Genomic DNA, 13,267 nt, shown 5'->3' with positions numbered 1-13,267 from the left:
AACATCAGTTACCCGCCTTCTTCTTCCGTCCGCGCGTGGGTGCTGCAGGCCGCCACTGTGCGAGTTCACTCACCGGCACGCCCACCTGCTGCGACTTCTCCTGCAACTGACCGTTGAGGTATTCGTACAGGTCGACACCGAGATTCGGGTCTGCTCCGCTGTGCCACTGTTTGACCCAGGGCAGCACCTCGGCGATGCCGGCGACGACCGGCACGAGCGTCGCGCTCTCCACACCTTCGGATTCACGCATCGCATAGATGGTTGCGAGCGCCAGCCCCTGCTGTGCGTGATCCCATCCGGCCCAACCCAACAGCGGTGTGGGGTCGGTCTCCCGACCGGCATCGGGGTACAGGATGAACCGTTCCTTGGGCACGTCGAGCTTTCCGCGATGCGACCAGTAGGAGGTCTTGCGGAAGTCGGCGGTGGTGTATTTGGGCGGCACCGGGATGTCGGTTGCGGCGATCAGTCCCGCGTCCTCATCGCGCTGCATATCCCACACCCGCTCCCACTCGGCTCGCTTCCGCAGGCCCGAATCCTTGTAGCGGTGGGCAGCAAGGTAGGGCACGGCTTGATCGGAAAGCAGCTTGACGAGCGTCTCGGTGACTGGGGCGTCCTTGTGTCCGGCCCACAGATCGAGTGCATCGATGAATTCCTGGTCCCGGCCCAACACGCCGGCGAGCTCACCCACCGATTGCGGCTGCGGCAACCCCTGTGGGTTGACCCACAGCTGTGGATTCTCGATTCTGTCGAGTAGCCAATCCCGCAGAGCGCGTTGAAGTTTGGTATCCCACGACTCCCCCGCCCAGCGCCGTTTGTACTCCGGACGCTCGAGAAGGCGAACATATGGATTGCTCTCGATCTCGTCGAGCCGGCGCTGCACCAGATCGCGGTACTCCTGCGGCCAGTGTGCTGGAATCTCGGTGATCGGCGTGGAGCCGTGCCGGGTGAACCACTCGGATTCGGCATCGCCAGAAGCGATCCTGCGCGCCAAAGCAATCTCAAAGGCGCGCTCACCCAGGCTGATCCCGGGACTCGATGCGCCATCTGGCAGATTCAGATTCGAGTCGGTCAGACCGTAGAGGTGGTAGACCTCCCAGTCGAGGTCTTCCTGGGTTGAGAGCATGGATCCATGTATCTTGGAGTTCATTGCGCGCAAGTCGGTCAAGGTGGAAACTCCGATATGGGATCCCACCGATTCCGCACACGGTTCTAGTTCGGCTGCCTCGCGTGCAAGATCGTCAACTTCCTTTGCACGCACAAGTGGCCACCGTGAAGGGAGTGGAAAATCTTGCACAGTGGTGCCGTTGAACTGGTAGCGATCCGACCACTTCTCAGGGCTTACTCGCGCGCCTTCTGTTCCGACCGGATCACCGCCCTTCGGATAACAGTTCTGCCGCAACCAGAAGCATGCAGTTGAACTGTTCAACACACCGAGTAGTCGCAGGTGGTCGTCCTCGGTCGCGTACTCCGGCAACTTGATGACGGGCGCTGTCTGCTTGAACACCTTGCCTCCGCGGTCGAGCACGAAGTGGTTGTGGGTGGCGACTTCGGCAAAGGTGATCGACAATGGGCTTCGATAACGTGCAGGGACCCAGCGGTACCAAGTCCACCACTTGTCACCCCCGTCGAGTTGGGTTTCACCACCGAAACCGGTAGTTGCGCGGAGTGTTCTCCGGAGTGGCCACTGTCGCCGATACCAACGAGCTTGAGGGTCGATAGCGATAGGATCGTGTGCGTCGTCATAGGGCGCAAATGATGCGTACTCAGGGCGGATGCTCCAGTCGCGGACAACTTCCCCCAGGATCAGCGTCTTTACATGCTTGTCCTGAACTCCTGCGCGGCGCAGGGCATGGCGAGGCGCAAAGAATGCGTCATCGGCACCCGGAAAACTCGCGAACCCGATCTTTCCATCGATCTGGTCATCGAGAGCATTTACAGCCGCTGAGTTGATTGCCGAAAGCGCTTCCACCGCTCCGCCGCCAGAAAGGCTCCAAGGATGACCCTCGAGGACCTGACGCTTGAGGTCGACGACCGAAACCCACTGATCCTCGAAGCCTGGTTCGTCGACGTGTTCCACAATCGAAGTCCACACTTTGCCCTTGGCCGGGTCCTCGGGAGCGCCCGGTTCACCCTGTATACCCAGCACGGCGCGCACATCGTCGTCGGATTCACGGTTACGGCCGACGAGAATAATGGTCGGGGTGCCGTGTCCCGGGATGTAGGCGCCGGACGTATCGGCAACGAGTCTCAGATCCTTGGTCGCCAAGAACTTCTCGATCAGCGGAACCCCGAACTCGCGCTTCATGAACGAGTTGGACGTTATCTGCCCGACCCAGCCGGGACGGTCACCGCGTTTGGCGAGGGTGAAGAATCGTTCCATGAAGGGCACGGTCAATGCGTAGGTGCCCTTGCAGTAGGTGAATCGCTCCCGATATCGCGCATTGAGCGCCTTGTCGCTGACCGTGATGTACGGAGGATTACCCACCACCACGTCGTACTGCCCGAGGGTCAACAGATCGCGCAGCTTTTCGCCGTCCTCGGTGGAGTAGGCGAAACCACTGGCCACAGCGTCTTTGTCGAACTTCTGGTCACCCAGGTCGAGCGCAACCGCACCGTCGCGCTCAGGGCCGTGAAGGAGCGAGTCGCCGGTGGCGAGATTGAGGGTGTAGTTGGGCACGTGCACGAGATCGGTATCCCCGGACGCCTTCATCGCCGCCACGATGAGTCGGAACTTGGCGATGGCCACGGCGAAGGGATTGAGGTCCACTCCGTGAATCGAGGCCAGCGCCTTGTTGGCGCGAGCCCTGCGTTCCATACCGGGAGCGGCTTCTTCCCAGCGTCGGACGAGTCGGGCGTAGGCACCCAAGAGGAAGTGCCCGGAACCGCAGGTCGGATCGATGAGCGTGAAGCCCTCGAGTGGTCGATCCTTGAGGGCCGGTTCCATGGTGCGGTCGAGGATGAACTCCTCCACGAACTCCGGTGTCTGGAGAAGAGCGTACTTCTTCTTGGCGTAGTCGGAGAGGTCTTGGTACAGGTCACCGAGGAAACGTGTGGAGAGCTCGGGATCGGTGAAATGCCAAACCAGTTGGCCGTGCTCATCGGTGCGGCGCCAGTACGCGAGCAGCTGCTCCACGGCAAACGAGCTGGGGGCGATGAGCTCGATGGCGGCGTGGTCGTCGACCAACGATGCGGTACCCGGGTTGGCGCGCAATGCGGCAAAGGACTGTTCGAGCCATTCGCGATAGGAGCGGCTGCCCTGCTCGTCGCCGCGCTCATCGCGGTAGAACTGATCCTCGGCATCGAGGGCACGCTGACGCAGCGTCGGGGTGGGCCCACTGATCCACACCGCGCTGGGCCCCAACAGCAGGTTGTCTTCACAGAAGCGGACGAAGACCGAGGTGAGCAACCAGCCGACGGCGGCCTGGACGAGTCGGTCCTCCACAAAGTCGGTCCACGCGGCGGCGGTGCGCTTCTGCTCACGCGCGTGGGCATGCTCGGCCTTCCACCGGGCGGTGCGGTCGGCATCGGCGTCGAGCTGCGCGCGCATATCCTCCACCAACAGCGCGAGCTGCGGTTTGAGGTCCGCCGTCAACTGTGATCCGGCGATTGTGGCGAGAGGCATGGTGTGCGGGGCTCCTGGGATGGATCTCTGTCGAGGGGTGGTTGGGGGTCGTTACGGTGCGACGATGGCGGCGGCGGCGACCAGCGCTGTCACGTCGTCGTCGGTCAGCGGGATGAACTGCTCGGGGCTGTTGAGCGGCAGTGCCACCCCGTCGACCAGTGGACCAGCCTGCCCGCTGGTGTGCGGCTGTGGAATAGTCGCCCAGACCGAATGTGGCGGTGGGTCGGTCAGGTCGGTCCACGTGCGCACGATCCCGAGCTGACCGTAGGCGGCCAGCGTGGACAGGTCGGTGAGCACCACCGGTCCGTCGACTGCGGCCACCGCGTCGACGATCGACGGCACAGCTTGGGCGACGAAACCTCTCAGCCCTTCCTGATCGGCGGCGGCGCCGGCGTCCGCGGCGAGGATCATCGACCAGTCGAGACCGACCTCCGCGGCACGCTCACGCATCGTCGCCAGGATCACATCGGTCGCATTGATGCGGGTCGCTCCGAAATGTTCGCAGAGGGTGTCGGCGACCGCGTCGCTGTGGCCCAGCGGAATTCCGAGCGCACGGAACCGCCGGTCCCCCGCGCCGAGCGCATGCAGCACTTGTGACCGGGTATCGCCGGACACCACACGTGAGGGAACCAGGGTGCGGTAGGTGGGGACGGTCGACCCCTTCGGCTCCTCCTCGACCGGGAATCGGTAGCGGGCGCGGGCGTCATCCCACGCCATGCCGGGTGCTACGCGCGCCACCAGATCGTCGAGTGCAGGGCGGCGCGGCAGAGTGCCCTTCAGCATCGGGAAGCGCGCCAGTAGTCGGGTTTCGAGCTCGGCGCGCCCGAACGTATCCGTGGTGGAAAGTCCTTGCAGCACAACACGAAGAGCGGTGTCCACCGGGAGGTTCGACGCGTGGAGTTCGTTCAGGGAGGTGAGGCCGACCTCGGTCGAGGAGGTGACCGCGATCGCCAGCAGCACGTGCAGCGGAACCTCCACCTCCGTCGGCGAGGCCAGGCCCAGTGCCGACGCGGTCTTGGTGCGAATCGTGAGCGCTGCGTCGTCGGAGGTGACCAGAGCGGTGCCCTGACCGATGGCCCCGGATATGAGATCGTTGGCCGCGTCGGCCAGCACGGTGGGAAGCCGTCGATGGGTGGTCGAGGTGGCCAGCATGGCCACCGTCCCTGCGCCGTGGCGACGCACCATCTCGATTCCGACATGATCGGTGTGTGTGGTGTCTTTGGCGGCCGGCTTCGGCGCGCACGCCAGAACCACACGCAGCACGCCCAGTGCGACCCGTTGGACGTCGGGGAGGTCACCGATCTGCATGTCCCCCACCAACTCCCGAGCCAGCAGCTCGGGTGTGGACACACCACCGGAGGCGGTGATCAACGAGAGCGCACGCTGATAGAGGTCGTCGATCGTCGCCTTGGTGCGCTGCGTGGGGAACGACTTCACCGGGTCATCGGTGTGCAGCAGCGAGGAGAACTCACCGAAGATCTGCGCCACCCGGCCCGGCGTGACGTGCACACGGACGGCGAGATCGTTGTAGGTCACGAACGGGTCTGCCGGGGACTCCGCGTGTGTACCGAGCAGCAGCTCGAGGACCTGGCGGCGCATCACCGTCGGCCGGCGACCGGCGAGATCGGTGAGGGTGCGGACGAACTCGGGCAAGGACGTATACGGCGGAAGCGTCGTGGACACGTCCGGCCGCTGGTCCATGACGATCACCGGCGTTGGATGGAAACTCGGTCCGTTCCCGCCTCGGCGTGATGCCTCGGTCGAGGCCGCTTCGTCGGCACGGGCGGTGAAGACGGACTTCCATGCGGTGAGCATCGCCGTGGCAGTGTCATGGCGCTTGCGTGCGTCGCGGGCCAACGCGGTCCGGAAGAAGCCGGCGAGCGCATCCGCGCGCACCTGACTCAGGCCCGCGTCGGTGAACGCCTCCACATCGATGGTGACGTCATCGGTGAGTGCCGTCGGATCCGAGCGACCGTCGCCGTACACCGGAGTGGACCCCGTTGCCATCTCGTAGAGCACCACGGCCGCCGAATACCGTTCGGCCGCGGAATCGAACGCCGTCCGCTTACCCATGCCCAGAAACGGGTCACGGTAGGTCGGGGTACCGGCTTCGGTCTCGGTGACCCCTGCGCGCGACAACGAGAAATCGAACAGGGCAAGGCTGGTCTTGGGGCGCTTGGTCTTTCCGGTCCCCGGGGTCTTCGCCATCCCGAGGTTGGATGGCTTGATATCGCGATGGACGATCCCGGCGGCATCGAGGGCGACAACGGTGTCGAGCAATTGCGTGCCCCACAGCTTCAACTGCGCTTCACTGACAGCCATGTGTCGGACGATGTCGGAGAGCGTCTGCTCACCACAGTCGCTGAGCAACAACGCGGTTCGTCCGCCGAGATGCAGCGGTGGCTCGAGAAGTTCCACCACTCCGGGGATCGTGGGTTGCTGCTGACCGAGTTTGGTCAACACCTCGGCCTCGTCATACAGGCGTGCGGTCTTGGAGTCGTCGAGGCCCACCTTGAGAACTCGACGCTCACCGGCGGCGGAGTTGTCGAGGACCAGCACGCCCCGTGCCGTCGAGCCTGCCCCGAGCAACTTGACCACGGTGAACCGGCCGTCGGCGAGCTCGTCGTCGGGCAACGGGTTGAGCGGATCTGGTTCGGGCTCCACTCGGACACCGCGAGCGACGGTGTATTGCTGCAACTCGGTCCGGAACTCGGCTGCGCCGAAGTGTGGTTGCTGGAACTTGACGTCGAGCTTCACCCGATCGGACACCGACGGTCGGGTTGCTTGCAGAACCACAGCGCGTAGCGACTCGTCGACGAACCGGCCGCCGGATGCGGCGAGGTCAAGACCGTTCTGGATGCGCAGCCGTGCCCGCAGATCGGTGCGATCGCGTGCCGGTGCTTCCCCGGTGAACACGAAGTACGCCAACGCACCCAGCGAAAAGACGTCGACGGCGATCCGGTCTGCCGTCGGCGACCACCGATCCTCCGGGGCCTGGTAGACATCCTCATCTCCAGTGGAGCCGGCGATCGCGGAGCCGGCGACGGTCGCTGACGCCGAGGTGGATCGATGGATGCGACCGGCCCACGACCAATCCGCCAGTCGGATCTGCACGTCACCACCGTCGTCGAGGCGAGCGGTGTTGATCAGCACCGTGCTCGGGGACAGTCCCCGGTTGGACACCTGGTTGCGGTGCGCGTAGGCGAGCGCATCGGCGACCTGGGTGAGGATCTCGATCTGCTGTTCCACGCTGACCTCGCGTGTGAGCAATGCCAGATCGAGTGGCTGGAAGTCGTCCAGCTTCTCGTAGACGAGGACGGCGTTACCGTCGTCGTCCTGGGCCAGGTCGAGCGGCGGGACGATCGACTCCTGCCGGAACGAGCGGATGAGCTCGTATTCGCGCTGGATCCGGCGTCGTGCGGCCGCCCGCGCCTGCGCCGGGGCACCGCGGCGGCTGGTGACGATCCGGCCGCGACCGTGAACGCCGGTCACCTTGTGAACGACGTCGAAATCCTGCCAGTCGTCGCCGCTGTCGAGGGTGTTGCCGGTGATCGTCCACGAGCCGGCATCACGTTCCAGGCGGCGCGATGCGCCCAGTTCCCGCAAGGCAAGTGCGAGGATCACGCTCATGTCTTCGCCGTAGTTGTCGCGACCGTCGACCGGCGGCTCCAGTAGGCGTCCGGTGATCCCGGGCAATCCGGTCTCGGCTTCGCGGCCGTCGATGCCGAACAGGTTGGACTTCGCGAGGTCGGACAGGTTCACAGTGAACTCGTCACCGTGGAAGAACACTTCCTCCTGGATGAAGGGGAAGTGCCGCATCACCTTGTCGACGTCGAGTTGGTTCTCGAGTGCGACCTTACGAACCTCGTCTTTGAGGCGGGAGGCCAGCTTCTGTGCCTTGTGGCGGGTGGTGAGCAGAGCAGATCGCTGTGTACGGGACTTGCGGCTACGGCCGGTGAGAACCCAGTTCTTCTCATTGCCAGAAAGGACGCCGTTCCAACTCTTGAGTTCCACCATGTGGAGTCGACGGCGACCCAGGATCAACGCATCGATCTCGTTCCAGCCGCCGTGGTTGTCCATGAACTCGAAGTTGGTCCACGCTCGGTACGGCGGTGCGGGCGGGACGATGTCACGAAGCTGCTTCAAGCCGTCGGCTTCATGGGCATATGCCGACTTGGAGACCTCGATCCACCGGTCGTCTGCCACCATGTCACCCGCCTGCTGAACTCGTCACGATCTGCGACTTCCGAGGCTATCAATGCGCCGCGCCGAAGTGGTCGCGGGTAGTCCGGTCGACGGTATTTAGGCTTCCTGTGCGCTTGGCAACCGGGTTTGTCGGACTTGTCGGCTAAATTCGTCGCGAAACCAGGGAGAGGCCACGATGGCGACGCAGTACGGATGGTGGCGGACGTTCGAGCATTTCTGTGTGCCCGAGTCGGCGCCGGTGGCAGTCAGCAGCGACCTCGACCGTGTCGAGGCGCATCTGCGCGACAACACTGCCGGGTATGGGAGGTCCCCTGTGATCGGGTCGGACGACGGCGCCGGGTGGCGAATCGCATTCGTCGCGAGAAAGTCCCAGCTTGACGACATCCGTGTCGCCCGCCCGGGTCAGGCGGCCAAGTACGACGCGGCGCGTGCCGGCGGCCCACGGGGCAACCGCGGTGACGTGCCGCCGGTCGACGAGACCTCGGTCGCCCCCGTAGACCTCGACTCCTCGGCGAAAGTGTCACGCGTGTGGATGGAGGTCCGACGAGACAACAACACCGACGACTTCGGCGAATGGCTGTACTCCTACCGTTACCGCGAGGACGGCAGCGCCAGGCCGGCTTTCGCCCGGGTGGAGCAACTACAACCGGACGACCACGTACTCCACTACTGGCGACACGCGATCCATGGGATGTCGGTGGTCGAGTGTGCGCCGCAGGTGGACGGCGACGACGTCAGGGTGCAATTGCGCGACTTCGTGTTGTTTCCCGAGCCGGTCACTCTCGACCTGTTGCGGGATCACACTACGAGCATCGTCGACGTCTACCACCAGACCCGATCGGTCCGGCGATACCAGCAGTTCCCGTTCCAGATCGATCATCCGTCGTCCTCCGAGCCCACACTGCACGGCGCGGCGGTCACCTACCTGTCTGCGGTTCCGCCGGCGCTGATCCCAGCGGTGCCCCTCCTGTCTGCGCAGTATGTGTCGGCGGTTCTGGCCTCAGAGCAGGAAGATCTACCCGAGTTACGTGAGGCCGTTCGGGGACCGCAAGGACGAGGACCTGCCGATCCCAGACTGCGACGCGCGATCGAACTGCATGCAGAGGACATGGCGATAGCTCTGCTCGATTCGGAAGGTTTCACCGAGATCGAGCGGATCGGGAAGCCCTACGACCTCCGCGCAACCGGCGGCGGCCACGACGAGCTACACGTCGAAGTCAAGGGTTCCTCGCAGGCCATCGATACGGTAGTCCTCACGCGCAACGAGGTCATTCACGCCGACGACCACACGACCTCCCTTGTCGTGGTTGATCAGATCGAGGTCGCCATCACAGAGGACGGCTACAACTGCACCGGCGGTAAAGTGCGGCGGTGGGACCTGTGGGTTCCTGAACGAAACGCATTGGCGCCGTTGCAGTTCGAGTATCAATTGCCGGATGAAGTCGTGGTGGAATGAGTCGCTACCGCCTCGATGACGAAGGGACCTGTGGGTGGAGATCCTCGATGAGCTTGGGCTGACATCGGACCGCACCGTCAGCCTGTTGACCGACTCGGTGTGGGAGTCACTGACTCCCGTGATCGAGAAGTGGAAGGGTTCGATCACCGCCGCCATCGCATATGTCGGCAGTACAGGTGATGTGCAATTGCCGTTGTCCCAGGGATGCTCGCTCATCGTGGACGCCTCCGAGCACGCCGTTGCCGGGCATATGACCAATCCACACACGCTGTTGCGGTGGCATCGAGCAGGGGTCAGCCTCTACTCGCGTCCGCACCTGCACGCCATGATGATCTTGGCCGAATCACTCGGCGGCGCAGCCCCTTTCCTTGTTGTTGGTTCCGCGAACGCGTCTCAGCATTCCGCGAACGTACTCGAGGAGGCCGCACTGGTGACCGACTCCATCGAGCTCATCGGTCAGGCGCGTGAAGGACCGACGCTGGAGCATCGGAGGATGAGACTCACGGTAGCGAGGAGGGCGAGCCCGATCCGGAGTCGACGGACGACGACGCAGATGGTTCCGAATCTCGCGAGCCGACGCGGGATGAGGATGATGTCGATGCGGACAATGTCGCCTATCAGCGTCCGAAACGTATCGACTTCACGCCGGTCCAGACCGATGCCGAGATCTCTGAGTCCGCAGCCAACTACGCCGACGAACTCGCCGCACAGTTCGGAGCCAATCGAAGCGAGCAATCGTCAGGGCTGTCGATCGATGTGTTCCGGCAAGACGTGGAGTCGGAGGATGCGCTGCTGTATGCCGAAGGTGTCCATGTGATCCCCATCTACACGACGACAAAGTCGGGAAAACCTAGCCTCAAGTCCGTGTTGTCGACGCCGGCATTGGTCCTCAGCCGATGGGCCAGCCCCGGATTTACTACGCGCTACTACTTCCTTCTTCGGCAGAGATCTGAAGACGACGTCCTGTTCTCGGACCTGAAGGATGCGTTCAGTGAGTTCGGAGAGTCGGTGGACCTAGACACCGGTTACCTGCGGAACTCGGTCATAGATGCCGTCTTGGGCTTGTGGACGGACCTGCACTGGGTCACGACATAGGAGTCGGTCGCCTCGCGAGACACTGTGCGGCGGCTATCGACCCGAGCAGATACGGTGCCGGGCAGACGAGATCAGACGTCGCAGTTCGCCACGCTCGTGAACTCGTCCACCGACGGACGATCCACTCCGCCAGATCTGTGGTCACCTGCGCCCGGTCGGCGTAGCGTCAGAACCGTGAGCTTCGATGTCGCGGGCGACGCCTACGACAACTTCATGGGTCGTTATTCGCAGCCGTTGGCGCAGACCTTCACCGACTGGTTGCCGATCAGCCCTGGGCAGCGAGCCCTCGACGTCGGTTGTGGACCCGGCGCGTGGGCCGCAGTACTCGCCAGGCGGCTGGGCCCACGCAACGTCAGCGCCGTCGACCCGTCGTCATTGTTTGTCGCCGCATGTCGTGCCACCCTCCCCGACGTCGACGTCCGGCAGGCGAAGGCCGATGCACTGCCCTATGCCGATGACACCTTCGACGTCGTCGGTGCCAATCTCGTCGTCAGCTTCATGCCCAATCCGCGGGCGGGCCTGTCCGAGATGGCTCGCGTGACGCGGCCCGGTGGGCGGATCGCGGCGACGGTCTGGGATCTTGCCGGTGGTCGAGCGCCGATGGCTCCGGTGTGGACGGCGTTCGACGTGCTGGGACTGCCTCTGGTGGACGAGACGCACATGCCCGGCGGTGCCCCTGGAGAGATCGCATCGATGCTCGACGACATCGGGTTGACCGACGTCACCGACACCGAACTCGTGGTCCGGTTGCGGCACAACACCTTCGATGAATGGTGGGAGCCCTACCTGCACGCTGTCGGTCCGATCGGCGAGGCCGTGGCAGCACTCGCGCCGGCCGAACGAGAACAACTGCGTGCCGCCTGCCGGGAGGCCCTGGGACCGGGACCGTTCGATGTGACCGCAGTCGCACATGCCGCCCGGGCGACGGTGTGACACGACTGTTCGTACGCCGGTTGCCGAACAGACAGGTGGTACCTGTGGGCGGCGATAGTTGAAACCGATAGTATTTCGCCGGTGAGAATGCTCGACACCCTCGGCCTGACGTCAGAACGCACGGTAAGTCTGGTAACCGATTCGGTATGGGAGTCGTTGACTCCGGTCCTACAGAAGTGGCCGGGTCATGTGACCGCGGCCGTCGCCTACGTCGGATACACCGGCGATGTGCAGTTGCCGCTGACTTCCGGCTCGACGCTGATCGTCGATGCGTCCGAGCATGCGGTCGACGCGCACATGACGAACCCGCACACCCTGCTGCGGTGGTATCGCGCAGGCGTCAGTATCTACTCCCTCCCCCACCTCCACGCCAAGATGATTCTGGCCGAAAGCGATTCGGGGCCGGAGCCATTCCTGGTCGTCGGTTCGGCAGATGCCACGCAACACTCGGCGAGCATCCTGCACGAGGCCGCCCTCGTCACCGATTCCACCGAGCTCGTCGAGCAGGCGCGGGCGACCTTCGCCGGCTGGAAGACGTCAGCCACCAAGTTGGGCTCGGCGGCGCTGACCCGGCTCTGTGCTCGGTACGACGGCACCACGGTGCCGGTGGAGGCCGACTCTGCGAACACCGACACCACGAACGGCGATGTGTCGACCGCCGTCACCGAGGTCGACGGGACCTCCGAAGCCGACGACGTCGCGGAGACCGTGGACACGGACATGACTCGCCCCGCCTCGTCCGAGGTCGACTCCGCGGACACCGGATCGGCCGATGTCGCGTCGACCGGAGATGACGCGATCGACGTGGACCCGGTCCGGGCCTCATCGACCGTGGACGATCCGTCGGACGCCGACAGGATCGCCTACCAGCGACCGCAGCGTGTGTACCTGGCTGCGGTCCGCGCGAACACGGACATACCTGACGACGCCATCGATCATGCCGAGGCTCTCGCGCTGGAACTGGGCGTCCAGGAAGGATCCGGGCTCACTGTCGAGGTCTTCCGGCAGAACGTCGATTCCGGGCTGGAGCCGCTGTATTCCGAGGGCGTCCATATCGTTCCGATCCACACGACCACCAAACGGGGCAACCCCAGCTCGAAGTCCGTGTTGGGAACGCCCGGTCGGGTGATCGGACGGTGGATCGACAGCGACCCCGACACACGGTATTACTTCATCCTTCGTCAGACCTCGTCGGAGGTGGTCCTGTACGCCGACGCGAAGTACGCATTACGTGAGGGCGGCGTAACCGCGGAACTCGACATGGGATACCTCCGTCGCAGCGTCATCGACGCACTCGTCGGGCTCTGGACCGGCCTCACGTGGACGACATCGTAGGTGTCGGAGCCGACCACTTCGTAGTGGTCGCGTTTCCGACGTCGGCTGCCTGAGGTTTCGACACGTCTTGTCCCCGGTTGGTGATTGAGCCGGGACCGAGCGGAGCGAGGACCCGTGTCGAAATCTCCGCAGCGCACGCTGGGTGGTGCCCACTGCCGAGGTGGTGACGTCGACGAGCCCGGCCGTCTGAGGTTTCGACACGCCTCGTCGCTCCGCTCCTCATCGGCTCAACCATCCACCTCTGCTTGCTGATTGGCCGATTGAGCCGGACTCTTTTGCTGATTGAGCCGGGACCGAGCGAAGCGAGGACCTGAGTCGAAATTCCGCCAGCCGCCTCGAGTGGCGACCACATCCGAACACAACCACCCACTGGGCGTAACCGACCGAGCAGAACCAACCCGCAAAACTCCCGCAACAAGCTCCGAAAACCCACCACCCCAAACCCATTGCACACACCATCGAACACCTGTATCATAAAAGGATCTTCACGCGACAGGGGGTGAGCGTCGATGACCAACGACATCGGTACAACCGATCCCCAATCCCGCGTGTCACAAGCAGTCGCCCTGATCACACAAGGGTTGGACCTACTCGCTACCGCCGACCTCACCACCAGTGAC

Annotated in this window: 6 protein-coding genes; 4 read left to right on the top strand and 2 right to left on the bottom strand. The window is 64.0% G+C overall.

What is annotated here, in order from left to right; translation table 11 throughout:
- Positions 1–4 precede the first annotated feature (4 nt).
- A complete protein-coding gene (pglX, locus tag GD1_RS13520; protein WP_059037520.1) occupies positions 5–3,622 on the bottom strand; it encodes a BREX-2 system adenine-specific DNA-methyltransferase PglX in 3,618 nt (1,205 codons plus the stop codon).
- Positions 3,623–3,673: 51 nt separating this feature from the next.
- Entirely contained in the window at positions 3,674–7,831 is a 4,158-nt protein-coding gene (locus tag GD1_RS13515) for a protein kinase domain-containing protein (protein ID WP_202927006.1), read from the bottom strand.
- Positions 7,832–8,003: 172 nt separating this feature from the next.
- Between GD1_RS13515 and GD1_RS13510 the strand changes: the two genes are divergently transcribed.
- From GD1_RS13510 to GD1_RS13490, 4 genes are all read left to right on the top strand, one after another.
- On the top strand, positions 8,004–9,284 hold the full coding sequence (locus GD1_RS13510; protein ID WP_059037518.1) for a protein NO VEIN domain-containing protein: 1,281 nt from the start codon (positions 8,004–8,006) through the stop codon (positions 9,282–9,284).
- 34 nt (positions 9,285–9,318) lie between these two features.
- Positions 9,319–10,101 carry a hypothetical protein gene (locus GD1_RS24740; protein ID WP_157079475.1) on the top strand — a complete coding sequence of 261 codons (783 nt, stop codon included), beginning with the start codon at positions 9,319–9,321 and terminating at the stop codon, positions 10,099–10,101.
- A 452-nt stretch (positions 10,102–10,553) separates the two neighbouring features.
- Positions 10,554–11,312, top strand: a complete 759-nt coding sequence (locus GD1_RS13495) for a class I SAM-dependent methyltransferase (RefSeq protein WP_059037514.1) — start codon at positions 10,554–10,556, stop codon at positions 11,310–11,312.
- Between the two features lie 87 nt (positions 11,313–11,399).
- Positions 11,400–12,647: a phospholipase D family protein gene (locus tag GD1_RS13490; RefSeq protein ID WP_338018371.1), complete on the top strand. Its 1,248-nt coding sequence runs from the start codon at positions 11,400–11,402 to the stop codon at positions 12,645–12,647.
- The last annotated feature ends 620 nt before the right edge of the window (positions 12,648–13,267 follow it).

The organism is Gordonia desulfuricans NBRC 100010, assembly GCF_001485495.1.
In the GTDB taxonomy this organism is placed as follows: domain Bacteria; phylum Actinomycetota; class Actinomycetes; order Mycobacteriales; family Mycobacteriaceae; genus Gordonia; species Gordonia desulfuricans.
The sequence above is the reverse complement of the archived record's forward strand: the minus strand, read 5'-3'. Positions and strand labels throughout refer to the sequence as shown.